The following is a 21,939-nucleotide window of genomic DNA, read 5'->3' as shown; positions in this document are numbered from 1 at the left end:
CGCGTGCGGGGTCCGAAGGACGGGTCGAGACCCGTGGTTCGGCCTCGGTCGATGCCCGTAGACGGATAAGGGGGGCAGCCACCCCTACAGCGCAATGTAACGATCGGCGCGGTGGTTGATGGCAACGAAGAGGTTGAGGACAATGGCGCCGAGCACCGAATAGAAGACGACGGACGGCGTGGTGACGAAGAAGGCGGCGGCGAGGACGCACATGTCGATGGCGAGCTGGACGAGGCCGGCGCGGATGCCGAAGCGTTCTTGCAGGTAGATGCCGAGAATGCCGACGCCGCCGAGGCTGGCGCGGTGGCGATAAAGCGCCAGCAGGCCGAAGCCGAGCAGCAGGCCGCCGAGAAGGGCAGCCCAGGCCGGGTGGATGCTCGAAATCGAAAAGAAGCGCGACTGCACGTCTGATAGCACCGAGGACAGGCCGATGGCAATGAAGGTCTTGATCGTGAAGGCCATGCCGAGGCGCTTCCACGAGAGATAGAAGAACGGCAGGTTGAGCAGGAAGAAGGCGAGGCCGAAATTGACGCCGAAGGCATAGTGCAGCAGGAAGGCGACACCGGCGGTGCTGCCGGTGAGAAGGCCGGCACTGGCGAGCACATAAATGCCGAGAGCGGCAATCAGACTGCCGGAGAAGATACCTTGCACATCTTCCATCGGCGTATGGCGGGTCGCGCTGGTATTCCAGACGCCAAGGGCATTGATGCGCTGTGTCATATTCCAGTCTCCACGGCAGACAGGTTCGCGAAAGCCTCGGAGGAACTCCTGAAGGCGGTGACGTTTTTTGCAATGTGAAATGAGCCGGCGGGGCGCGGTCGGTATCGCCGCGCTCTTGGCGATACCAGTGAAATATCAGTCTTCTGCCGTTGCAATCAAGCAAAATAGGTAAGTAATGCTGACCTATTAAAAAATAGCAAGAAAAGTTCGCTTACGCAGCGTTGCGCGTAAGGAACAGAATGCCGGAAACCGGTTTTCCGCCATCTTTGCGAATGACCGTCCTGACGATCTTGAGAATTTCGAAGCCGTGGCGGGAAAGCAGCCGCCTCACATAGGCTTCCGAATGGGCGTAACGCAACGACGGGGCGAGTTGGAAAGCCTCTCCGTCGCCCGCATCCTCGACGGAGAAGGCGAAATCCGCACCGGCGGCGGCGAGTTCGCCGACGATCGCAAAGACGCTCTCGAGGTTGCCGAGATACATCAGCACGTCGGCTGCGCTCACGAGGTCGGCCCGCCAGTGCCCGGCATCGTCGAACAGGCCGGAGCGCTCGGGCGCAAGCGACAGATCGGCTCGGGCGAGATGATCATAGGCCCCTTTCTCCGCGGCCTTGGCCAGCATGTTCTGCGAGAGGTCGAAGCCTTCGAGGCGGCGGGCGCGAGCGCGGATCTCCGGGCCGAGCAGGCCGGTGCCGCAGCCGAGATCGACGGCGCATTCGTAACGCCTGCCGGTGGAGGCGATGAGGTCTGCGAGCTTCTGCGGGACGCTGTAATCGAGTTTTTCGACGAGGGCGGTGTCGAATCGATCGGCATAATCGTCGAACAGGCGCTCGACGTAGCGGCTCGGCGGCCGGTCGGGGATCGCAGAGTCGCCGAGAAGGGCAAGCTTGAGGGTGGCGCCGAATATATCCTCGGGATCGAGGGCGATCGTCCGACGATAGGCCTCGATCGCGGCTTCCCCCCTGCCCGCCTTTTCCAGATAGGTGGCGAGCCGATACCAGCCGGCGGCCCAGGCAGGCACGAGCTCCAGCGCCTGCTCCATCAGCTCGGCCGCTGCCTCGGCCTCGCCGCCTTCTTCGAGCATCCTGGCATAATCGGCGCGGCGGTCGGCGATGACATCGCCTGAGGAAAGCTGGTGGGACTGCATGACGAACCTATCGTTTCGCTGGCATTTGCCGGCAGCCACAAAAAAACTCAAGTCCTATTTCAGAGGCGAAGCGGCCAATTCCGGAAAGGGCTTGCGGGCGGTGCGCCGCGACCTTATTCCAGGGGCAAACAGGAGATGGCGCATGTCCGATCAGGTGAACAGGTTCCTCGGCGATTCGCTCGGCCGCACATTGATTAAACTCATCGTGGTGTCGCTGATCGTCGGATTCGTCATGACCGTTTTTGGCCTGACGCCGTGGAACATCATCTATGGGTTCCGCGACTTCATCCTGGAACTTTGGCACCGGGGCTTTGCCGCGCTCGGGCGCGTCGGCGACTATCTCCTCCTCGGGGCGACGATCGTCATCCCGCTCTTCGTCATCCTTCGCCTTTTCAGCTATCGCCGATAACATGATATCAATCGATCTTTCCAGGCGCAGCCTGCTCACTCTTTCCGGACTTGCACTCGCCGCCGGCATCGCCGGCTGCACCACGACCCCGCGAATTGCCGGCACGCCCTCGAACGGCGAGGACGAGACGACGAGCGTGCTGCCGCTCGTCAACCAGTTGAGGGCAAAGAACGGCCTGCCGCCGCTTGAGGTCGATCCGGCGGCGCAGACGGCGGCCCTCTTCCAGGCGAAGCGCATGGCGAGCGCCGGCAAGATGGCGCACCTCATGGGCATGACGGACAGCTTCGGCGCCCGCGTCAAGGCGAGCGGCGTGCGGCTGCCGGCGGCCGAGAACATCGCTTCCGGCCAGCAGAGCGTCGCCGCCGTTGTGACGGCCTGGATCAATTCGCCGCATCATCTGGAAAACATGCTCGGGCGTTATGACGGCCTCGGCGTCGCAGTCGCCCATAATACGTCTTCCAGGAACCTACCCTACTGGGCCATGGTGCTTTCCAGCCGAGGCGATTCTGCCTCGATCTAAGGCAGGTCATGGATACGCGCAGCAACAACAACACTCTCGCTTTCGAGGTGACGCACCGGTTGGTGCTTTCGATCGCCATTCCGATGACGCTCGGCTTCATGACGACGCCGCTGCTCGGGCTGACGAGCACCGCCGTCGTCGGTCATGTGGGTAACGCGGAAGCGCTGGCGGGGCTGGCGATCGGCGCCATGCTCTTCGATCTGATCCTTGGCAGTTTCAACTTCCTGCGCGCCTCGACGACGGGACTGACGGCGCAGGCCTATGGCCGGCGCGACGGGCACGAACAGCAGGCTGTCTTCTGGCGAGCGCTGATCTCAGCGCTCGCCTGCGGGCTGGCATTGCTCTGTCTTTCGCCGCTGATCGAGACCGCGGGATTGCGGCTGATGGGCGCGGAAGGGGCAATCGCCGAGGCGACCGGCACCTATTTCGCGATCCGCATGCTGGCGGCACCGGCGGCGCTGGCGAATTACGCCATTCTCGGCTTCGTGCTCGGGCGCGGACAGGGCAGTGTCGGGCTGCTGCTGCAGGCGCTGATCAACGGCATCAATATTCTGCTATCCATCTATCTCGGCCTGTCGCTCGGCTGGGGCGTGGCCGGGGTCGCCTGGGCAACCACGGCCGGTGAAACAGCCGGCGCATTCGCCGGACTTTTCATCGTGCTCAAAGATTTCGGCAGGGCCGAGCGTCCGGCATGGGCCGAGATCTTTTCCCGGCACCGGCTGGCGGAGCTTTTCGCACTCAACCGCGACATCCTGATCCGCACCTTCGTGCTGATCGGCGCCTTCACGATCATGACGCGGATCGGCACCGGCTTCGGGGCGGTGACTCTGGCCGCCAATGCCGTACTGATGAATTTCTTCCTGCTATCAGGTTATTATCTCGACGGGCTTGCCAATGCCGCCGAGCAGATCACTGGCCGGGCGATCGGCGCGCGGTACAGGCCGGCCTTCGACCGCGGGCTGAAGCTGACAACCATCTGGTCGTTCGGACTGGCCGCATTGGCTTCCGCCTTTTTCTTCCTCGCCGGCCCGTGGCTGATCTCGGTGCTGACCACCTCGCCGGAGGTGCGGCAGGCGGCCGAAACCTATCTGCCCTGGGCTGCGATTACCGGACTAACGGGGGCGCTCGCCTTCCTGATGGACGGCGTCTTCATCGGCGCGACATGGTCGGTCGACATGCGCAACCGGATGCTGATGTCCTTTGCCGGTTACCTCCTTATGCTCGCCGTCTTCGTGCCGCTCTTCGGCAATCACGGTTTGTGGCTTGGCATGAACGCCTTCCTGCTGTTCCGCGGCTTCTTCCTCGCCATGCTGGTCGGGCTGCGGGCCGATCAGACCTTCCGCGCCGCCCAGTAATCCAGCCTGCTGTCACGCAGCGCGTGGATCGAGCCGGCCTTTTCGCGGTCGAGCAGCGCCGAAAGACCGCGGACGATATCGCCGGGCAGGCTGGGGCCTTCATAGACCATGCATGAATAGAGCTGGATGAGATCGGCACCCGCCCTGATTTTCTCCAGCGCTGTCTCGGCCGAGGAGACGCCGCCGACGCCGATGATCGGCAGATCAGGGCCGACGCGCTTGCGCATTCGGGCAAGCACCGCCGTCGATTTTTCGAACAGCGGCACGCCGGAAAGACCGCCCGCTTCCTTCGCCTGGCGCTGGTCCTTGAGACCGTCGCGAGACAGCGTGGTGTTGGAGACGATCAGTCCATCCAGCGGATGCGCGAGCGCTTCCGCCGCAATATCGTCCATGCCTTCCTCGGCCAGGTCAGGGGCGATCTTCAGAAAGACCGGGATCTGCCGACCGGATTTCTGCGCCATCTCGTCGCGCGCCGAAAGCACGGCCGACAGCAGCGCCGCCAGGCTTTCGCGTGCCTGCAGGTCGCGCAGGCCGGGCGTATTCGGCGAGGAGATATTGGCGGTGAAATAACGCGCGACGGAATAGAAGCGGCGGATGCCGGCGACATAATCGGCGATGCGATTTTCGCTATCCTTATTGGCGCCGATATTGACGCCGATCATGCCGCCGCCCGCCAGCGTTGAGAGACGTCCGAAAGCGGCGTCATGGCCCTCATTGTTGAAACCGAGGCGGTTGATGACGGCTTCATCCTCGACCAGGCGGAAGATGCGCGGGCGCGGATTGCCTGCCTGCGCCTTCGGCGTCACGGTGCCGATCTCGGTAAAGCCGAAGCCGAGCTTCAAGAGCGCTTCCGGCACTTCGGCATTCTTGTCATAGCCGGCCGCCATGCCGAGCGGGTTTTCGAAAGTGAGGCCGGCGATGGTCTGGCGCAGGCGCGGATCGGGAGTGATCCGGCAGGCGGGCACGAGGCCAGACTTCAGCGCGGCGATCGACATGCCGTGCGCCGTTTCCGGGTCGAACAGGAAGAGACCCTTGCGGGCGATGCGCTTGAAGGGATCGATCATGGCTGCAGCTCCGGGAAGATATGAACGCCGTTCTCATCGAGCGGCAGCGGCGCCTCCCAGAGCACGGCCGCAAGCGGCAGATCGGCGTAGAGATGCGGGAAGAGATCGCCGCCGCGGGAGGGTTCGAAGAGGAGCTTGTCACCGAAACCGCGGCCATCGACGGCGACCAGCACTAGGCCGGACTGGCCGGCAAAATGCAGGGCCGCGGTCTGCTTCACCTGGTCGGCCGTGGAGAAATGGATGAAGCCGTCCTTGAGATCGATGCCGGCGCCATGAAAAACACCGCTTTGTCCGGCTTGCTGCCAGAGCGTTTCCGTCACGATCTTGTAAAGGGTCGGTGTCACGGTCATCATGGCCTCGCGATTGCTGATCCTGGGTCATGAGCGCTTTGCCGGAAAGAGGCGGCGATGTCCACGCCCCGGCACTGAAAAAGCGGGGCCAGCCAAGGCAAAATCCGGAGGATGAGACGATGAAGATTTTGGTTCTCGCACTTGGCGCTGTTCTCCTGCCGATTGTGGCCGCGGCGGCCGAGACTGATGCGGGCCGATTCCAGCTGGAGAAGAGCGGTGACCATTTCGTCCGGCTCGACCGGCAGACCGGCGCCATGTCGATCTGCCAGGACAAGGACGGCGCCCTCGTCTGCCGTATGGCGGCCGATGAGCGGGCGGCCTATGAGGACGAGCTCGACCGGCTTTCAGAGCGGGTGACCAAGCTGGAACAGGGCGGCCTCATCCAGCGTGCGCTGCCGAGCGACGCCGAGATCGACCGCTCGATCAGCATCATGGAGCGGATGATGAAGAGCTTCATGGGGATGGTGAAGGAGTTCCAGGCTGACGAAAAAGCCAATCCCCTTCCGCAGAAGACATGATCTGATATAGTCATTTCAGAATGCCTGCATGCAATGCCGAGGGGACGGCGCGCATGCGGCATGATCGGACTCTTGGGAGGGAGTTTTCGATGCAGGAACAGACCATCATCATCGCGGACGATCATCCGCTGTTTCGCGATGCGCTGCGCCAGGCGGTGATCGGCATGGAAGGCCGGCAGACCATCGTCGAGGCCGGTGATTTCGCAGCCGCACGCACCGCCGCCGGCACACATCCAGATGCCGACCTGATGCTGCTCGATCTCGCCATGCCCGGCGTCAGCGGCTTTTCCGGCCTGATGGCGCTGCGCGCCGAATTCGCCAGCCTGCCGATCATCATCGTTTCGGCGAGCGACGACGCCACGACGATCCGCCGGGCCCTGGAGCTCGGCGCTTCCGGCTTCATTTCCAAATCCTCGGGCATCGAAGACATCCGCCGCGGCATCCAGACGGTGCTTGCCGGCGATATCGCCACACCGGAAAGCTATCGCGACGGCCAGGAGCAGGATCCCGACGTCGCCGACCTGATCCGCCGCCTGCACACGCTGACGCCTCAGCAGAGCCGGGTGCTGACCATGCTGGCCGAGGGCCTGTTGAACAAGCAGATCGCCTATGAACTCGGCGTCTCCGAAGCGACGATCAAGGCGCATGTCTCGGCAATCCTGCTGAAACTCGATGTCGACAGCCGCACACAGGCGGTCATCCAGCTCGGCAAGATCAACATGGCGATGGTGGCTTGAGGGCGGCCGAAACCGGTCGATAACAGGATTTTATTCCTCCTTACCTTTACGGTCGGCGTGGGGTCGGCTAGTATTCTGTCGCTGAAGCATCGGCTCGAAAAGTCGGAATCGATTTTCGGCAGGTGAGATGTTCAGACTTAGAGTGTTAGAGCGTCCTTTATACGTCCGAAGCGGACGCACGGTGCTCTAAAGCGCAGCCTGAGACAGGCTGCACGGAATCGGGCGCATATGCTGTCACACAAGCAGATCTGGGAGGCGATCGACAGGCTTGCCGAACGGCACGAGCTGACGCCATCCGGTCTTGCGCGCCGTGCCGGGCTCGACCCCACCTCGTTCAACAAGTCGAAACGGCTTTCCGCCGATGGGCGGCTGCGCTGGCCATCGACGGAATCGATCGCCAAGGTGCTCGATGCGACGGGGGCGAGCATGGAGCAGTTTTTCGCCTTCATGCAACCGGCCGCCAGTTCCGCCGGAGAGCGGATCGGCGAGCGTGCCGGCCCCCCGCCGGGCAGCGCCATTCCTCTGCTCGGCTTCGCCCAGGCCGGCGCCGGTGGCTTCTTCGACGATAGCGGCTTTCCGGCCGGTCATGGCTGGGACGTGGTGGAGTTTCCGGCCAACCCGTCGCAGAGATCCGGCGTCTATGCGCTGGAGGTGCAGGGCGAAAGCATGATGCCGCTTTATCGGGACGGTGACGTGCTGATCGTCGAGCCCGGGGCGCAGGTGCGCCGCAACGACCGCGTCGTCGTGCGCACATGCGCGGGCGAAGTAATGGCCAAGGTGCTGCTGCGCCAGAGCCCGCGGTCGATCGAGCTGATGTCGCTTAATCCCGAACATCCCAACCGCACGCTCGATCTTGCCGATGTCGATTGGATCGCCCGCATCATCTGGGCCAGCCAGTAGGAAGATATTCCATGCGCCCTGCCGCCGTCTTTACAGGTATTATGGGTATGGCGGTGGTGGTCGGCCTGCTGAAGGCAGGCGAAGCGAGGCTTCGCGGCGGCACGGGAGGGGAAGAAACCGCAGCCACAGAGGAGACGGCAGCGGCTGCGCCGAATGTTGCCTCCGCGGCCGCCGAACCGGCAGCGACAATATCCGATGAACGTGCCGAAATGATCGCCCGCTCTGTGGAACCGGCGGTCCCGCACCCAGCGGCGGCGACTGATGCCACGGCGCCCAGAGCCGCCACCATCCCGCAACAAGTGGCGCCGACATCCAGCCAAACGGCAGGGCCGGCCGAGAAAAAGGCCATGGAGCTGCCGCGGCCACTGGTCGAAAACGCGGGCATTCTTTCCTTCGGGGAGCGCAGGCTCCAGCTTGCCGGCATCGCCCCCACGCCGGCCGACAGGATATGCGGGCCGGCAGGCCGGCAATGGCCCTGCGGCATGATGGCGAAGACGGCGCTGCGCCAGCTCTTGCGCAACCGCAGCATCACCTGCGATCTCGACACGGTCGAATGGAAGGGAACGGCGATCGCCGCCTGTCGGGTCGGTACGCAGGATCTCGGCGCGTGGCTTGCCGAAAGCGGCTGGGCGGAAGCAGAGGCGGGTTCGCCGCTCGCATCCGTCGCCGACAAGGCGAAACAGGCGCAGAAAGGCGTTTACGGCGGCGATCCGCGCCGCAAATGACAGGCCGCCCGCCGGGGGAGAGCTGCCGATCTCTTGTAAAGGCCGCCGCCAATTCCTAATCTGCGCTGATCAACAAGGAATCAGAAATGAACAAGCCGCTTTCCGCCCATGATGCGCTGATCTACGTGATGGTGATGGCATCCGCCGTCGACAGCACCATGAACGACAGGGAGATGGAAAGGATCGGTCAGCTGATCGGCTTCCTGCCGGTTTTCAGGGATTTTGATGACGACAAGCTCATTCCGATAGCACGCGACTGCGCCGCGCTGCTGGCTGGGCCTGAAGGCCTCGACGTGGTCCTCGAAACGGTCCGCGATACCTTGCCGGCAAAACTCTATGACACCGCTTATGCGCTTGCCGTCGAGGTGGCCTCCGCCGATCTTTCGGTCAAGGCAGAGGAACTGCGACTGCTCAGCCTGCTGCGGGACCGCCTCGGCCTCGATAAGCTCACCTGCGCGGCGATCGAGCGGAGCGCCATTGCCCGTTTCCGCAAGGGATAATCCTTGAGGCTCAGTAGAGCCCGTAGGGAAAATAGCGCAGATAGATCTCCTGGAGACGGCCGGTGCGCGACAGCGCCGCCAGCGCATGATCAATGGCGGATGTCAGCACGCTGTCCTTCTGTCGCAGCATGATCGTCATGCCCTCGCCGAGGAAATGTTCGGAGAGGTAGGGGCCGTCGAACAGCGCGCAGCATTTGTCGGAGGCCGGGGACGAGACCCAGAAGGAAAGCTGCAGCGCATCGGCGAAGGCAGCATCGACCTTTCGCTCCTTCAGCGCCGCAAGCAGGGCGTCCTTCGTGTCGAAAGCCTGCGCTTTCAGCGCCGGGAAAAAGGCTGCCAGCATCGCCTCGTGCACCGTGCCTTTGACGACGCCGACCGAATGGTTGGAGAGCGCAGCAGCGGTCTTTCCATCAAGCGGGGCGGCGAGATTGCGCACGAAGCGCGCCGGCAGCATCAGATATGGCCGGGAGAAGAGAAATTGCCGGCGCAGCTCCGGGGTGACCGCAAGGCCGGCGATGACGGCATCGCCTTGCGATGCGGCGAGGGCATCCTTGAGATCGGTGAAAGGCATTGCCTGGATCTGGCACTTATCCGAAATCTCCAGCTCGCCGCAGATTTCGCGGGCGAGATCGACGTTGAAGCCGGAAAGCTTGCCATTCTGATCCGTGAAATTAAACGGCGGGAAATCAACCGACGTCAGAAAGCGCAAGCGGACTAGCGACGAGAGATCCGGTCTGGCGAGACGCTCGCGGGCATCGAAGAGCAACGGCAGCGAAGGGGCAGCCTGCTGAGCGAATGCAGCAAAGTTTGAAAACAGCGCTGCCAGAAACAGACCGGCCGCCAGAAAAGCCCTGAGAGTCGGGGATGCCAGCTGGGGTTCAATCATGATGATCCAGTTCCGGGGTTGGGGATCGACGAGATGTAACAGAGTCATGCCCGCCGGGGAATATCATGGGAGTGAGGGAGCGGATGAGGCTCACGAACTCATTGGCCGCGACATCCTCCAACGCTCCTCATTTGCCGCAGCATCCTCCCACGCCCCTCGAAGAATGAGCTCTCTGGAGCGATGGCGCAGACCTCCCGCTGCCCCTCAAAACTAGGGGTGCGCCTGCACCTGCACGTTAGCGCGGAATTAAAGAATATCACCTCTATTTGTCGCGACGACACAGGCCCGCCAGCCGATTGCATGATGCATGCGTCAATTCCCTATCCGGCGCCGCGACAGTCAGGCAGCGCTCTTTACCAACATAATTTCCAAACACCGGACGCGCCGCGCGCCCGGCAAAATCGGGTGACATTTTCCATGTTGAAGCATCTGAAAATCCGTACCAAGATCATTTCGGTCGTGGCGCTGCTCGGGCTGATCACGATGGCGGGGCTCATCTATGTCATCTCCGAGTTCCGCCGGGCGGACGCCGCTTATGGCGCCTTTATCGATCATGAGGCGCAGGCCTCGATGCTGAGCGCACGTGCCAGCGCCTCGGTCGTAGCCTCGGTGCTGCAGGTGACCTTGGTTGCCGAGACGCAGCCCGATACGCCGACATACCAGACGGCGCTTGCCACGCCGAGCAAGCTGCCGCAGGCCCGCGACCGGATGAAACAGGCCCTCGCCCTGGTTCCGAGCCGCAAGGCAGCGATAGACGAAATCCAGGCCGGCATCGATGAAATCGAAGCTTTAGCCAATAAGATCATCGAGCAGAGCAAGGGCAAGGACAGCGCGGGCGCACTCGCAAACGTCGCCCTGATCAATGCCAAGCTCGATGCGCTGACGCCGAAGATGATCGCCAACAATGATGCGATGATGGCGATGCTCAACGATGGCGGCGACGGCCTCTCGGCATCCGTCAACGGCCGGATCACCTTCTGTCTCACTCTGATCGGCACCGCTGTTCTCACCGCAATCGGCTTTGGCGTCACCATGGCGCAGAAAGGCATTGCCGGCCCGATGACGAAGCTCAGCCTGCGCATGACGCGCCTTGCCGAGGGCGACACCGATAGCGATATCAGTGGTCTCGACCGCCGCGACGAAGTCGGCCAGATGGCAAAGGCGGTCTCGATCTTCCGCGACAACGCGATCGAGCGTCGCCAGATGGAGGCGCGCGCCGAGGCAGACCGCAGCGTCAGCGACGGCGAGCGCCGCGAACGCGAGGCGCAGAAAGCCCGCGAGGCAGCAGAACTCGAACGCGCCGTCGCAGCCCTCGGCGACGGCCTGCGTCGCCTTGCCGCCGGCGATCTCGCTTCGCATATCGACGCGCCCTTCGTCGCCCATCTCGATGCGCTGCGCCAAGATTTCAACCACTCGGTCGAGAAGCTCAACGAGACCATGCAGGCGGTCGGGGCCAATGCGCGGGCCATCGGCGCCGGCGCCAACGAGATTCGTTCCTCCGCCGACGAGCTTTCCCGGCGAACGGAACAGCAGTCGGCCTCCGTCGAAGAGACTGCAGCGGCGCTGGAAGAAATCACCACGACGGTGCGGGATGCCGCCAAGCGCGCCGAGGAGGCGAGCCAGCTCGTCACCCGCACCCGCCTCGGCGCCGAAAAATCCGGCGAGATCGTCCGCAAGGCCGTCTCCGCCATGCACGAGATCGAAAAGTCTTCGGGCGAAATTTCCAACATCATCGGCGTCATCGACGACATCGCCTTCCAGACCAACCTCTTGGCCTTGAATGCCGGCGTCGAAGCCGCGCGCGCCGGTGAAGCCGGCAAAGGCTTTGCGGTCGTCGCCCAGGAAGTGCGCGAGCTCGCTCAGCGCTCGGCCAATGCCGCCAAGGAGATCAAGTCGCTGATCACCAATTCCGGCTCTCATGTCCAGACCGGCGTCACGCTGGTGGGCGAGACCGGCAAGGCGCTCGATGTGATCGTCACCGAGGTGCAGCAAATCAACCAGCACGTCCACGCGATCGCCGAAGCCTCGCGCGAACAGTCGATCGGGCTGCAGGAGATCAACACCGCCGTCAACACCATGGATCAGGGTACGCAGCAGAATGCGGCGATGGTCGAGCAATCGACGGCCGCCAGCCGCAGCCTCGCCACGGAAGCGGCAGCACTCAACACCCTGCTCGGCCAGTTCCGATTGACCGGCACCGGCGGCTTTGCCGCCGCCGTACCGAGCGCGTCTAAGCGGCCGACAGCCCCGCCACCGCGGGTGGTGGCCCCGCGCCCGGCAGCAGCCAAGGCATCGATCCGCGTCGCCAGGGAAGGCACGACCCGCCCGGCCGCCTCCCCCGCCCGGGCGCTAGGCCAGAAGATCGCCAACGCCTTCGGCGCCGGCAACAGCAGCACGCCGTCGACGCAGGATGCCGACTGGACGGAATTCTGAGCCGGCAAGAGGCACGCCTGCCCGGTTCGCGCGGATAGCTGCCCCTCGCCCTAACCCTCTCCCCGTAAAAACGGGACGAGGGGACGTGCCCAGCGAGAGGTCGGCGGGGAATGGAGAGGTCGCGGCACATCCCCTTCGCCCGGTTTGCGGGGGTCTGAAGGACGGGCCGAGACCGTGGCGCGACCCCGGTCGATGCCGGCAGCCGGATGAGGGGCAGGCTACGGGCCGCACCCTTCCTTCTGGGATTCGCTCAAACCGGCCGCCAACCAATCTCGACCAGAATATTTCCGGGCGCCGTGCAATAAAACAGCCAGCCGCCGCGCATGGCGGCCGGCGGGCCGGACAGCACCGCACCGGCGGCAACAAGCCCGGCATGAACAATATCAACATCAGCCTTCTCAGCCAAAATAAAGCCGACGTGATAAGTCTGACGCTGCAGTTCGACCTGGTCGGCGGTGCCGAACTTCGCGATCGCGTGGCTGAGGACAATTTCGAGGCCGGCGTCGTCGGTCAGTATCGCCAGGCCGTTCTGGCCCCGCATATCCTTGAGCATCAGGCCGAAGTGGCGGATGAAGAAATCCGCCGTCGCGGTAATATCGGGAACGTGAAAATCGAGATGGTTCAGGCGCATGACAGTCTCCGTTTGAAAAAATCCCGCGACTGCCTTTTGCCGTCTCCGCACGCCGCCGGGATCCCGCATCTTGATGCGGATCACGTCGCGGGTTCTCGTGCCATAGGCCACGGAGCAGAGCTTCTTGAGAGCGCTCACGACGCTCCAACGGAAGGGATCGGGCTTACCTCAACCGATCCTGCCTTTTTCGACACTGCCCATCTAGCAGACACCGCCGGTTTCGCCAACGCATGGATTTCCTGCGCTCCGGGCAGCACCTCTCGAACGAGTGAAGGCGGAGACGCCGTTTCATCTGGTGCGTCTGTTGCGATCGGGAGTAAGATCGCAACGTTCTGCGCATCGGAAGGGATGGATATGAAACCGGCAATCATCGGCCTCATCGGCACACTCGTTCTGGCGGGATGCAACACCGTCAGCTACAGCGGCCCGGGCCTCGAACCCATCCCAGGCAGCATCACCTATCACGGCCAGCCGCGCACCAAGCTCACCAAATCGCCACCCGGCTCCTCCTTCCCGCATGATTTTATCGACCAGTATGGCCGACAGGTGGAGGAAACCTACATCCTCCAGCCCGACCGCAGCCTGATCATCGCACACCGCCGGTATAAGCCGATTCGGTTTTTCGGGGATTAGAAGGACATCGCTGGAAAGGCAGCTGGAGCGGGTGAAGGGAATCGAACCCTCGTATTCAGCTTGGGAAGCTGCTGCTCTACCATTGAGCTACACCCGCGATGAGCTGAGATTTCCAACAGATGGGGGCCGCTGTCAAGTCGCCGCCCGTCAGGCCGGCGTCAGATGCGGAAATGTTTGGAGAGCTTGAGGCCCTGGGCCTGGTAGTTGGAGCCGAGGCCGGAGCCGTAAAGGCTTGCCGGTTTTTCCTGCATGTGCTCGTAGACCAGGCGGCCGACGATCTGGCCGTCTTCGAGGATGAAGGGCACTTCGTGGCTGCGCACTTCGAGCACGGCGCGGCTGCCGCGGCCGCCGGCCGGCGCATGGCCGAAGCCCGGATCGAAGAAGCCGGCATAGTGGACGCGGAACTCGCCGACCAGCGGATCGAAGGGGGTCATCTCGGCGGCATAATCCGGCGGCACGTGCACGGCCTCGCGCGAGACGAGGATATAGAACTCGTCGGGATCGAGGATCAGCTCGTTGCGGCCGCGGCTGTAGAGCGGCTCCCAGAAATCGAAAATATCGTGCTGGTCCTTCTCGTCGACATCGACGACCGCGGTGTGGTGCTTGCCGCGATAGCCGATCAGGCCGTCCTTGTCGCCGGTGAGATCGATCGACAGCGCGATGCCGCCGCCCGAGACGTTCGGCTGCTTGCTGGCAACAAGCGTCTCGCTTTCATGCAGCCTCAGAAGTTCCGGCTCGCCGAGCACGGACTGGCCGACGCGGAAGCGGATCTGCGACAGGCGCGAGCCGCGGCGAACGACGATCGGGAAGGTGCGCGGGCTGATTTCGAGATAGAGCGGGCCGGAATAGCCCGGCGGGATCTTGTCGAATTCCTGGGCGTAGTCGGTGATGACGCGGGTGAAGATATCGAGCCTGCCGGTCGAGCTCTTCGGATTGGCCGAAGCCGACATGTCGGCAGGCAGCGCCAGGCTCTCCATCAGCGGTACGATATAGACGCAGCCGGTTTCGAGCACCGCGCCCTGGGACAGGTCGATCACGTGCAGGCTCAGCCGATCGAGCTTGTCGGAGACCAGATGCGAGGGGCCGGGCATGAAGGAAGCGCGCACACGAAAGGCCTTGCTTCCTAAGCGCAGGTCGAGGCTCGCCGGCTGGATCTGATCGCGGTCGAGCTCCCGCTCGGAGTTCAGACGCCCCGTTTCGAACAGTGCCGCAATCGCGCGGTCCGCCAGAATTCCAGTTTCGCGAGCCATCATGCCCCATCCATCATTTTGCCGCCGACAAAACCAAAATCGGGGAATTGACGCAAGCAGCTAACAGCAGTATTGCAAAATTATCCCGTGGTGATTTGGCCGGTCGGCTTGCAGCCACGTTAAACAAGTGGCTAAAAAGACCGGGTTATGAAACCGGTCTGCTTTTGCGGCCGGTTTTTTGTTATGTGAAGGTGATGGCATGAGCAAGACCTGGCGCCCGGCAACCCAACTCGTCCATGGCGGCACGCTGCGTTCGCAATATGGCGAAACATCAGAGGCAATCTATCTCACCCAGGGTTTCGTCTATGACACGTCGGAAGCGGCAGAAGCCCGCTTCAAGGGCGAAACGGACGGCTTCATCTATGCCCGCTACGGCAGCCCAACCAACGACATGTTCGAAAAGCGCATGTGCGCATTGGAAGGCGCTGAAGATGCCCGCGCCACCGCCTCCGGCATGGCGGCCGTCGCCGCCGCCGTCCTCTGCCAGGTCAAGGCCGGCGACCACATCGTCGCGGCCCGCGCGCTGTTCGGCTCCTGCCGCTGGGTCGTGGAAACGCTTGCGCCGAAATACGGCATCGAGTGCACGCTGGTCGACGGCCGGGATCTCGCCAATTGGGAAAAGGCGGTCCGCCCGAATACCAAGGTATTCTTCCTGGAGAGCCCGACCAACCCGACGCTCGAAGTGATCGATATCGCAGGCGTCGCCAGCCTCGCCAACCAGGTCGGCGCCAAGCTGATCGTCGACAACGTCTTCGCGACGCCGCTCTTCCAGAAGCCGCTCGAACTCGGCGCCCATATCGTCGTCTATTCCGCCACCAAGCATATCGACGGCCAGGGCCGGTGCCTCGGCGGGGTGGTGCTTTCCGACAAGGCATGGATCGACGAGAACCTGCACGACTATTTTCGCCATACCGGCCCGGCCATGTCGCCGTTCAATGCCTGGACGCTGCTGAAGGGCATTGAAACGCTGCCGCTGCGCGTCAAGCAGCAGACTGAAAATGCGGCGAAGATCGCCGATTTCCTGGCAGAGCAGGGCAAGGTCGCCAAGGTGATCTATCCCGGCCGCAAGGACCACCCGCAGTCTGACATCATCGCCAAACAGATGACCGGCGGCTCGACGCTCGTCTGCTTCGAGCTGAAGGGCGGCAAGGAGGCGGCCTTCGCGCTGCAGAACGCGCTTGAGATCATCAAGATCTCCAACAATCTCGGCGACAGCAAAAGCCTGATCACCCATCCGGCAACGACGACGCACAAGAACCTGACGGAAGAGGCGCGTGCCGAACTCGGCATTTCTCCGGGCACGGTGCGGCTTTCGGCCGGCATCGAGGATACGGACGACCTGATCGAGGACTTCGCGCAGGCGCTTTCCAAGGTTTCGGCCTGATGGACTGGAATAGCGGCCGGACTTCAATGAGGAGCCGGCCGCCGATCTGCGGGAACAAGTACCCCCGCGCCGGCGTTGCGAAGTAAAATTAACGCTGACGATTAGGCTTAACGATCGAAAACCATACGATGATCACCATTTGACCGCTGATCAACGTTCCGTTTCTTGACGGACGGGGCCTCTTTATAAGATACGGGTAACATATCTTGACTATGGTGCAAGGCATGTATCGCGCCCTCACAAGAGATATCGAAGTCGTGGTCGAACCGTTCTATCTGGAGGAGCAATCCGATCCGGAAGACGATCGCTATGTCTGGGGTTACCGGATCGTCATCAGCAACAATTCCGGCGTCGCCGTTCGCCTCATCAATCGCTACTGGAACATCACCGACCAGAACGGGGTGGTGGACGAGGTGACCGGACCCGGCGTCGTCGGCGAACAGCCGCGGCTCAGCCCGGGCGACACCTACGAATATTCCTCCGGCTGCCCGCTTGACACGCCCTCAGGCCTGATGTTCGGCCATTACCAGATGGAAACGGATGAAGGCGAGCTATTCGACGTCGACATCCCCGCCTTCTCGCTGGATTCACCGGGGCTACTGCGCGTGCTGAACTGAGCGCAGGCCCCAAAGTGGATATGCCCGATTCACCCCCAGATGACATGCATCAGAGATCAAAAGGATCCGAGGCCGTCCGGGTGTCCGGCTTTGCTTCGAACGGATCCTTTGATTGGGGCGTGGCTGGCCGCTGAGCGACTGCAGCGTTTACCGCCTTCTGGCAGGTGAGCATCTCATCCGTTGCCCTGACGGAATTTTTTAAACTCAGCGCAACAATCTGCTTTCCGTTGAAGGTGGCGCGAAAACCCAGTTTACGAGCGAACTCGGCAATCAGACTGGAATCCTTAAAATCGATCCATAATCCCTTGAAGCCATCAAGATCGAGAGCGCTCGCATTCGCCGTCCATTGAGAACGATCTAACGACAGTTCGATGGGATATTGCTTTCCCACTTCCAAGGATTTCCAGTTCGGATTTGCGATCACAATGTAAAAAGGGCTCTCCTTTTTTGTAAAATTAAAGCCCAGACGAAAAACGGTGCCGTCATCAAATGAAGTGAGAACAAAACAGCCGTTGCCCAAGGTCGGGTCGACAGCCACGGTCCAGCCGCCAACCTCTTTCCATTTGATTGTTTCGTCATCAGCCAGGACAATCCGTGGCATCGCAGCAATGAATGCGAATACAAAATACAAAAGCCGCATTGACGTCCCGCCCCCAGAACCAGTTGGGATAATAGGTGCACAGTGACTACTAAAAGTCGAGTCACTGTGCCGCTGCAATGCGTATCTTTTTCGCGCCAAGCGCGACTAATGTTATTCCGCCGGCTGAAGCTCGGCTGCTTCGAAGCGGTATGTGGTCGAGCAGAATTCACAGGTGACGGATATCTCGCCGTTTTCCTGGCTGGCCTCGATCTCCTCGGCGGTGAAGCCCTTCAGCACGTTGCCTATTTTTTCCCGCGAGCAGCTGCAGCGGTCGAAGACGGCGCGGGGCTCGAAGACGCGCACGCCGCGCTCGTGGAACAGGCGGAACAAGAGACGTTCGGTGCCGACCTGCGGATCGGTCAGCTCGTCGGCATCGATGGTCTCGACCAGCGAGCGCGCTTCGGTCCAGGCGTCATCCTCGCCATGCGGACGGTCGCCGTTATCGCCGTCGCCGCCGTGGAGATCAGGCTGGCGCATGCGCTCCGGTGCCTCCGGCAGGAACTGGGCGACGAGGCCGCCTGCCCGCCAACGATGGCGCGGCTTGCCGGCATCGTCACGGTCGAAAAGTTCGGCCGCAGCCAGGCGCACCCGCGTCGGGATCTGCTCCGACTGGCGGAAATAGACGCCGGCGATCTCCTCGAGCGACGTGCCGTCGAGGGCGACAATGCCCTGGTAAGGCTGCGCGAACTTGCCCTGATCGATGGTGAAGGCGAGCACGCCCTTGCCGAGCAGTTGCTCCGGCTCGGTCTCGCCTGAGGCAATCGCCTGGTCGAGCAGCGCCCGGTCGAAACGGGCATAGGCACGCACGTTCTCCGGCGTCGAGAAATCGGCGACGAGCAGATCGACCGGGCCGTCGCCCTTGGTCTGCACGGTGAACTTGCCGTCGAACTTCAGCGAGGTGCCGAGCAGCACCGTCAGTACGACGACTTCGGCGAGCAGCCGGGCGACGGGCGCGGGATAATGATGGCGCTCGAGGATCGCATCGAGCATGGGGCCGAGCTGGACGGCGCGGCCGCGCACATCCAGACCCTCCACCTGAAAGGGGACGACATGATCATCGCCGGCGAAATCGAACTGGCCGAGGGCGGCTGCAGCTTCTGCCATGGCTTTACTCCTAGTTTCTGGAGCGGCGGCCAAAGTGTCCGGCGCTCGCGCAGTCGGGCCGCAAGCTTATGACTCGCAACATCCGATTATGGTTCAGATCGCGCCCAGGCACCAAGCAAGAATCGACTTCTGCGCATGAAGACGGTTTTCCGCTTCATCGAAGACCACGGATTGCGGGCCGTCGATCACCTCGTCCGTCACTTCCTCACCGCGATGAGCAGGCAAGCAATGCATGAACAATGCATCGCTGCCGGCCTTGGCCATCAAGGCCGCATTGACCTGATAAGGCTGGAAGACGTTGTGACCCCGGGCCCGATGTTCCTGATTCATGGAGACCCAGGTATCGGTCACCACGCAATCGGCGCCTTCGACCGCACGGTCGGCATCATGGCAGAGCATGACTTCGGCGCCCTCATTGCGGGCCCAGTTCAGATAGTGATCCTTAGGCTCCGAGCCAAGAGGCACGGCCATGTTCATGCGGTAGCCGAAGCGCGCAGCCCCTTCCACCAGCGAATGCAGCACATTGTTGCCGTCGCCGGTCCATGCGATCGTCTTGCCCTTGATCGGGCCGCGATGCTCCTCGAAGGTCATGATATCGGCCATGATCTGGCAGGGGTGGGTGTCGTCCGTCAGCGCATTGATCACAGGCACGGTCGCGTGCTCGGCGAGCTCCAAAAGCCTGGAATGCTCGGTGGTGCGGATCATGATCGCATCGACATAGCGCGACAGCACCTTGGCGGTGTCGCCGATCGTCTCGGCGCGGCCGAGCTGCATTTCAGTACCGGAGAGAAACAGCGTTTCGCCGCCGAGCTGGCGCATGCCGACGTCGAAGGAAACGCGGGTGCGCGTCGACGGCTTTTCGAAGATCATCGCCAGCATCTTGCCGGCGAGCGGCTTGTCGCCCTTGCCGGATTTGAAGGCCTGCTTGCGGGCGAGCGCGTCGTTCATGATAGTTCTGAGGTCGGCCGAGGTGACGGCCGAAAGATCGAGGAAATGTTTAGGAGCCATGTTCTTACCTGTCGTGCGCCCGAAGGCGGCGATCCCTTCAAGCCGTCTTCTTGATCTTGGCGGCGCGGATGCTCTCGGCGGCGCGCTCGAGGCGCACGAGCCCCTCGCGGGCTTCTTCGGCAGTGACCACCAGCGGCGGAAGAAGGCGGATGACGTTGTCGCCGGCCGGCACGCCGAGCAGATGCGCGGCGCGGATCGCCTGCAGCAATTCGGCCGAGGGAACCGCAGCCTTGACGCCGAGCAGAAGCCCCTCGCCTCGGATATCCTCGATAACATCGGGATACCGATCCTTGAGCGAGGCCAGCCCCTGGCGGAAGACGAGCGCGACGTCGCGCACATGCTCAAGGAAGCCATCGGCGAGGATGACGTCGAGTACGGCACTGCCGACCGCCATGGCCAGCGGATTGCCGCCATAGGTCGAACCATGCGTGCCGGCCTTCATGCCGGAGGCAGCCTCGGCCGTGGCAAGGCAGGCGCCGAGCGGGAAACCGCCGCCGATGCCCTTGGCAACGGCCATGATATCGGGCGTGATGCCGGACCATTCATGGGCGAAGAGCTTGCCGGTGCGGCCGACGCCGGTCTGGACCTCGTCGAGGATCAGCAGCAGGCCGTTTTCGTCGCAGATCCGGCGAAGCGCCTTCATGAATTCGCCGGTGGCGGGACGCACGCCGCCCTCGCCTTGCACCGGCTCGATCAGGATTGCGGCCGTCGCATCGGTAATGGCGGCGCGGACGGCCTCGATGTCGCCGAACGGCACCTGATCGAAACCCGGAGCCTTGGGGCCGAAACCTTCGAGATATTTCTCCTGACCGCCGGCGGCAATCGTCGCGAGCGTGCGCCCATGGAAGGCACCCTCGAAGGTGATGATATGGAACCGCTCGGGATGCCCCTTGGAAAACTGGTAGCGGCGCGCGGTCTTGATGGCGCATTCGAGCGCCTCGGCGCCAGAATTGGTGAAGAACACCTTATCGGCGAAGGTAGCGTCCGTCAGGCGCTTGGCGAGGCGCTCCTGGCCGGGGATCTCATAGATGTTGGAGAGGTGCCAGACCTTGTCGGCCTGCTCCTTCAGCGCCGCGACCACATGCGGGTTGCCATGGCCGACGGAGGTGACGGCGACACCGGCGCCGAAATCGAGATAGCGCTCGCCGCTCTCGGTGATCAGCCATACGCCCTCGCCTCGCTCGAACCGCAGCGGGGCGCGAGAATAGGTGTCATAAAGCGGCGCGGCTTCAGCCATGGCGCGGGTCTCCCGTTCAATGTTGTCTTGCACGGACTCCGGCTAACAAAACCAGGTCCAAAAAATCAAAAATGCCGCCTTTCGGCGGCGAGCGGTACTATTTCCTTTTCGCGCTGCAATGTCAACAAAACTGGCGCCTTAGCCTATGCAGCAAGCTTGTGCAGCGGCACTTTCGGCCTTCAACAGGCATTATTGCAGAAATGCCACGCAGAGGCAGCAAGTTGGGGAAAACTTGAAATTCGATTCATCCGGATTCCCGCGACTCTTGTCACGGAGTCAGCCTCACACTAGGTTAAAGTTCAATTACTAGACTGCATGCGGCGGAACTAGTCACCAAAATTGATCAAGCGTTTCTTGTTTCGGAGGCTTCCGGGACAACGGTGAGGGATTCTGCCATCACCAACGCAAAAGGTGGAGACAGGGCATGAACTGGACAGACGAGCGGGTCGAGAAACTCAAGAAGCTTTGGGCCGAAGGACTGAGCGCCAGCCAGATTGCTGCGCAGCTTGGCGGCGTCAGCCGAAATGCCGTTATCGGCAAGGTGCACAGGCTCAGCCTTCCCGGCCGCGCCAAGGCCGGCGGCACGGCCACCGCGGCGCGCACGCCGAAGCGCCAGACAGCCGCGCCGCGCGCGCCGAACTACGCCTCCCGGATCACCACCCGCACCGTGACCCGTCAACAGGGCGCAACGATGCTGAAGGAAGAGATCGAGGTCGATGCCGTCGAGGAAATGGAATATGTGCCGGCCGGCAATGTGGTCGTGCCGATTTCTCGCCGCCTCGGCCTGACGGAGCTCACCGAACGCACCTGCAAATGGCCGGTCGGCGACCCGCTCAAGGAAGATTTCCATTTCTGCGGCTGCGAGTCCCCCGACAATTCGCCCTATTGCAGCTATCATCAGAAGCTTGCCTATCAGCCGATCAACGAAAGGCGCCGGGCCGCGGCACGGGTCAGCTGAGCGGACAGGTATTGCCGAGAACGAGAAACGGGCCGAGTGGCCCGTTTTTTTATTCGATTGGGGAAGTGACCTTTGCGTTTAGCAACCAAGCCAACCCCACACTCCGTCATCCCGGGGCTTGGAGGAGAAGTGGTGCCTGGACAGATAAGCCACGCCAGTGCGATGAAGCTGGTTCTGCAGCGGCGATGGATCGGCGGCAAAAACGGGTGCTACAGG

24 protein-coding genes, 1 tRNA gene and 1 riboswitch are annotated in these 21,939 nt (G+C 62.5%); of the genes, 13 read left to right on the top strand and 12 right to left on the bottom strand.

The genetic code is table 11. The features are described 5' to 3' along the window. Positions 1-84 precede the first annotated feature (84 nt). Complete coding sequence (locus NXC14_RS02650) at positions 85-720, bottom strand: YitT family protein (protein ID WP_085776844.1); 636 nt, start codon at positions 718-720, stop codon at positions 85-87. A gap of 211 nt (positions 721-931) precedes the next feature. Further along, positions 932-1,864, bottom strand: coding sequence for a methyltransferase domain-containing protein (locus NXC14_RS02645; RefSeq protein WP_085776843.1), 933 nt, complete (start codon positions 1,862-1,864; stop codon positions 932-934). Positions 1,865-2,006: 142 nt separating this feature from the next. Here NXC14_RS02645 and NXC14_RS02640 point away from each other — a divergent pair, with 142 nt between their 5' ends. From NXC14_RS02640 to NXC14_RS02630, 3 genes are read left to right on the top strand one after another with little or no spacing between them, the layout of a single operon-like run. Next, positions 2,007-2,273 (top strand): DUF6460 domain-containing protein, encoded by a 267-nt coding sequence (locus NXC14_RS02640; protein ID WP_085779950.1) that lies wholly within the window; start codon positions 2,007-2,009, stop codon positions 2,271-2,273. A 1-nt stretch (position 2,274) separates the two neighbouring features. Beyond that, positions 2,275-2,793, top strand: coding sequence for a CAP domain-containing protein (locus NXC14_RS02635; protein WP_085776842.1), 519 nt, complete (start codon positions 2,275-2,277; stop codon positions 2,791-2,793). Between the two features lie 8 nt (positions 2,794-2,801). Beyond that, positions 2,802-4,148 carry an MATE family efflux transporter gene (locus NXC14_RS02630; RefSeq protein ID WP_085776841.1) on the top strand — a complete coding sequence of 449 codons (1,347 nt, stop codon included), beginning with the start codon at positions 2,802-2,804 and terminating at the stop codon, positions 4,146-4,148. Here NXC14_RS02630 and NXC14_RS02625 read toward each other — a convergent pair. After that, complete coding sequence (locus NXC14_RS02625; protein ID WP_085776840.1) at positions 4,124-5,212, bottom strand: quinone-dependent dihydroorotate dehydrogenase; 1,089 nt, start codon at positions 5,210-5,212, stop codon at positions 4,124-4,126. The two genes, NXC14_RS02630 and NXC14_RS02625, sit on opposite strands and share 25 nt — an antisense overlap. After that, a complete protein-coding gene (locus tag NXC14_RS02620; RefSeq protein ID WP_085779949.1) occupies positions 5,209-5,562 on the bottom strand; it encodes a DUF952 domain-containing protein in 354 nt (117 codons plus the stop codon). The genes NXC14_RS02625 and NXC14_RS02620 overlap by 4 nt, the downstream gene beginning before the upstream one ends. 119 nt (positions 5,563-5,681) lie before the next feature. Between NXC14_RS02620 and NXC14_RS02615 the strand changes: the two genes are divergently transcribed. From NXC14_RS02615 to NXC14_RS02595, 5 genes are all read left to right on the top strand, one after another. Next, positions 5,682-6,080, top strand: coding sequence for a hypothetical protein (locus NXC14_RS02615; protein WP_085776839.1), 399 nt, complete (start codon positions 5,682-5,684; stop codon positions 6,078-6,080). An 89-nt stretch (positions 6,081-6,169) separates the two neighbouring features. Beyond that, on the top strand, positions 6,170-6,817 hold the full coding sequence (locus tag NXC14_RS02610; RefSeq protein ID WP_085776838.1) for a response regulator transcription factor: 648 nt from the start codon (positions 6,170-6,172) through the stop codon (positions 6,815-6,817). A 228-nt stretch (positions 6,818-7,045) separates the two neighbouring features. Next, positions 7,046-7,717: a helix-turn-helix transcriptional regulator gene (locus NXC14_RS02605; protein ID WP_085776837.1), complete on the top strand. Its 672-nt coding sequence runs from the start codon at positions 7,046-7,048 to the stop codon at positions 7,715-7,717. A gap of 11 nt (positions 7,718-7,728) precedes the next feature. Continuing rightward, positions 7,729-8,442 (top strand): thermonuclease family protein, encoded by a 714-nt coding sequence (locus NXC14_RS02600; protein ID WP_085776836.1) that lies wholly within the window; start codon positions 7,729-7,731, stop codon positions 8,440-8,442. A gap of 86 nt (positions 8,443-8,528) precedes the next feature. After that, on the top strand, positions 8,529-8,942 hold the full coding sequence (locus NXC14_RS02595; RefSeq protein WP_011423905.1) for a tellurite resistance TerB family protein: 414 nt from the start codon (positions 8,529-8,531) through the stop codon (positions 8,940-8,942). 10 nt (positions 8,943-8,952) lie between these two features. Here NXC14_RS02595 and NXC14_RS02590 read toward each other — a convergent pair whose 3' ends face one another. After that, positions 8,953-9,828: a transporter substrate-binding domain-containing protein gene (locus NXC14_RS02590; protein WP_085776835.1), complete on the bottom strand. Its 876-nt coding sequence runs from the start codon at positions 9,826-9,828 to the stop codon at positions 8,953-8,955. Positions 9,829-10,245: 417 nt separating this feature from the next. Here NXC14_RS02590 and NXC14_RS02585 point away from each other — a divergent pair, with 417 nt between their 5' ends. Further along, positions 10,246-12,261 carry a methyl-accepting chemotaxis protein gene (locus NXC14_RS02585; protein ID WP_085776834.1) on the top strand — a complete coding sequence of 672 codons (2,016 nt, stop codon included), beginning with the start codon at positions 10,246-10,248 and terminating at the stop codon, positions 12,259-12,261. 250 nt (positions 12,262-12,511) lie between these two features. Here the strand turns inward: NXC14_RS02585 and NXC14_RS02580 are convergent, their stop codons facing one another. Further along, entirely contained in the window at positions 12,512-12,892 is a 381-nt protein-coding gene (locus NXC14_RS02580) for a VOC family protein (protein ID WP_085779948.1), read from the bottom strand. Positions 12,893-13,246: 354 nt separating this feature from the next. Between NXC14_RS02580 and NXC14_RS02575 the strand changes: the two genes are divergently transcribed. Beyond that, positions 13,247-13,525 (top strand): hypothetical protein, encoded by a 279-nt coding sequence (locus NXC14_RS02575; RefSeq protein WP_085779947.1) that lies wholly within the window; start codon positions 13,247-13,249, stop codon positions 13,523-13,525. Positions 13,526-13,548: 23 nt separating this feature from the next. On the opposite strand, the gene NXC14_RS02570 is transcribed toward NXC14_RS02575, so the two are convergent. Next, positions 13,549-13,622 (bottom strand) — tRNA-Gly (locus NXC14_RS02570). Positions 13,623-13,683: 61 nt separating this feature from the next. Further along, positions 13,684-14,778 carry a 2'-deoxycytidine 5'-triphosphate deaminase gene (locus tag NXC14_RS02565; RefSeq protein ID WP_085776833.1) on the bottom strand — a complete coding sequence of 365 codons (1,095 nt, stop codon included), beginning with the start codon at positions 14,776-14,778 and terminating at the stop codon, positions 13,684-13,686. A 74-nt stretch (positions 14,779-14,852) separates the two neighbouring features. Continuing rightward, a riboswitch (SAM riboswitch) is annotated at positions 14,853-14,931 on the top strand. A gap of 43 nt (positions 14,932-14,974) precedes the next feature. Between NXC14_RS02565 and NXC14_RS02560 the strand changes: the two genes are divergently transcribed. Together NXC14_RS02560 and apaG are read left to right on the top strand one after the other, a co-directional pair. Continuing rightward, entirely contained in the window at positions 14,975-16,159 is a 1,185-nt protein-coding gene (locus tag NXC14_RS02560; RefSeq protein WP_085776832.1) for an O-succinylhomoserine sulfhydrylase, read from the top strand. Positions 16,160-16,383: 224 nt separating this feature from the next. Then, positions 16,384-16,776, top strand: a complete 393-nt coding sequence (gene apaG, locus NXC14_RS02555; protein WP_010029240.1) for a Co2+/Mg2+ efflux protein ApaG — start codon at positions 16,384-16,386, stop codon at positions 16,774-16,776. Positions 16,777-16,825: 49 nt separating this feature from the next. Here apaG and NXC14_RS02550 read toward each other — a convergent pair whose 3' ends face one another. The 4 genes from NXC14_RS02550 to NXC14_RS02535 form a co-directional block, all read right to left on the bottom strand. Further along, positions 16,826-17,416, bottom strand: a complete 591-nt coding sequence (locus NXC14_RS02550; RefSeq protein WP_085776831.1) for a hypothetical protein — start codon at positions 17,414-17,416, stop codon at positions 16,826-16,828. Positions 17,417-17,527: 111 nt separating this feature from the next. Further along, positions 17,528-18,520: an Hsp33 family molecular chaperone gene (locus NXC14_RS02545; RefSeq protein ID WP_085776830.1), complete on the bottom strand. Its 993-nt coding sequence runs from the start codon at positions 18,518-18,520 to the stop codon at positions 17,528-17,530. Positions 18,521-18,613: 93 nt separating this feature from the next. Continuing rightward, the gene (gene argF, locus NXC14_RS02540) at positions 18,614-19,528 is read right to left on the bottom strand and encodes an ornithine carbamoyltransferase (RefSeq protein ID WP_085776829.1); all 915 of its coding nucleotides are present in this window, start codon (positions 19,526-19,528) and stop codon (positions 18,614-18,616) included. 37 nt (positions 19,529-19,565) lie between these two features. Beyond that, positions 19,566-20,765, bottom strand: a complete 1,200-nt coding sequence (locus NXC14_RS02535) for an aspartate aminotransferase family protein (RefSeq protein ID WP_085776828.1) — start codon at positions 20,763-20,765, stop codon at positions 19,566-19,568. Positions 20,766-21,189: 424 nt separating this feature from the next. Between NXC14_RS02535 and NXC14_RS02530 the strand changes: the two genes are divergently transcribed. Beyond that, complete coding sequence (locus NXC14_RS02530) at positions 21,190-21,723, top strand: GcrA family cell cycle regulator (protein WP_085776827.1); 534 nt, start codon at positions 21,190-21,192, stop codon at positions 21,721-21,723. Positions 21,724-21,939: the final 216 nt, after the last annotated feature.

It is taken from the genome of Rhizobium sp. NXC14 (assembly GCF_002117485.1).
In the GTDB taxonomy this organism is placed as follows: Bacteria; Pseudomonadota; Alphaproteobacteria; order Rhizobiales; family Rhizobiaceae; genus Rhizobium.
This window is presented reverse-complemented; position numbering and strand designations above follow the sequence as displayed.

Excerpts from the sequence above, each read along its gene's own strand:
- NXC14_RS02650 (WP_085776844.1), bottom strand. The coding sequence starts at position 720 with ATGACACAGCGCATCAATGCCCTTGGCGTCTGGAATACCAGCGCGACC.
- NXC14_RS02645 (WP_085776843.1), bottom strand. The coding sequence starts at position 1,864 with ATGCAGTCCCACCAGCTTTCCTCAGGCGATGTCATCGCCGACCGCCGC.
- NXC14_RS02640 (WP_085779950.1), top strand. The coding sequence starts at position 2,007 with ATGTCCGATCAGGTGAACAGGTTCCTCGGCGATTCGCTCGGCCGCACA.
- NXC14_RS02635 (WP_085776842.1), top strand. The coding sequence starts at position 2,275 with ATGATATCAATCGATCTTTCCAGGCGCAGCCTGCTCACTCTTTCCGGA.
- NXC14_RS02630 (WP_085776841.1), top strand. The coding sequence starts at position 2,802 with ATGGATACGCGCAGCAACAACAACACTCTCGCTTTCGAGGTGACGCAC.
- NXC14_RS02625 (WP_085776840.1), bottom strand. The coding sequence starts at position 5,212 with ATGATCGATCCCTTCAAGCGCATCGCCCGCAAGGGTCTCTTCCTGTTC.
- NXC14_RS02620 (WP_085779949.1), bottom strand. The coding sequence starts at position 5,562 with ATGACCGTGACACCGACCCTTTACAAGATCGTGACGGAAACGCTCTGG.
- NXC14_RS02615 (WP_085776839.1), top strand. The coding sequence starts at position 5,682 with ATGAAGATTTTGGTTCTCGCACTTGGCGCTGTTCTCCTGCCGATTGTG.
- NXC14_RS02610 (WP_085776838.1), top strand. The coding sequence starts at position 6,170 with ATGCAGGAACAGACCATCATCATCGCGGACGATCATCCGCTGTTTCGC.
- NXC14_RS02605 (WP_085776837.1), top strand. The coding sequence starts at position 7,046 with ATGCTGTCACACAAGCAGATCTGGGAGGCGATCGACAGGCTTGCCGAA.
- NXC14_RS02600 (WP_085776836.1), top strand. The coding sequence starts at position 7,729 with ATGCGCCCTGCCGCCGTCTTTACAGGTATTATGGGTATGGCGGTGGTG.
- NXC14_RS02595 (WP_011423905.1), top strand. The coding sequence starts at position 8,529 with ATGAACAAGCCGCTTTCCGCCCATGATGCGCTGATCTACGTGATGGTG.
- NXC14_RS02590 (WP_085776835.1), bottom strand. The coding sequence starts at position 9,828 with ATGATTGAACCCCAGCTGGCATCCCCGACTCTCAGGGCTTTTCTGGCG.
- NXC14_RS02585 (WP_085776834.1), top strand. The coding sequence starts at position 10,246 with ATGTTGAAGCATCTGAAAATCCGTACCAAGATCATTTCGGTCGTGGCG.
- NXC14_RS02580 (WP_085779948.1), bottom strand. The coding sequence starts at position 12,892 with ATGCGCCTGAACCATCTCGATTTTCACGTTCCCGATATTACCGCGACG.
- NXC14_RS02575 (WP_085779947.1), top strand. The coding sequence starts at position 13,247 with ATGAAACCGGCAATCATCGGCCTCATCGGCACACTCGTTCTGGCGGGA.
- NXC14_RS02565 (WP_085776833.1), bottom strand. The coding sequence starts at position 14,778 with ATGATGGCTCGCGAAACTGGAATTCTGGCGGACCGCGCGATTGCGGCA.
- NXC14_RS02560 (WP_085776832.1), top strand. The coding sequence starts at position 14,975 with ATGAGCAAGACCTGGCGCCCGGCAACCCAACTCGTCCATGGCGGCACG.
- apaG (WP_010029240.1), top strand. The coding sequence starts at position 16,384 with ATGTATCGCGCCCTCACAAGAGATATCGAAGTCGTGGTCGAACCGTTC.
- NXC14_RS02550 (WP_085776831.1), bottom strand. The coding sequence starts at position 17,416 with ATGCGGCTTTTGTATTTTGTATTCGCATTCATTGCTGCGATGCCACGG.
- NXC14_RS02545 (WP_085776830.1), bottom strand. The coding sequence starts at position 18,520 with ATGGCAGAAGCTGCAGCCGCCCTCGGCCAGTTCGATTTCGCCGGCGAT.
- argF (WP_085776829.1), bottom strand. The coding sequence starts at position 19,528 with ATGGCTCCTAAACATTTCCTCGATCTTTCGGCCGTCACCTCGGCCGAC.
- NXC14_RS02535 (WP_085776828.1), bottom strand. The coding sequence starts at position 20,765 with ATGGCTGAAGCCGCGCCGCTTTATGACACCTATTCTCGCGCCCCGCTG.
- NXC14_RS02530 (WP_085776827.1), top strand. The coding sequence starts at position 21,190 with ATGAACTGGACAGACGAGCGGGTCGAGAAACTCAAGAAGCTTTGGGCC.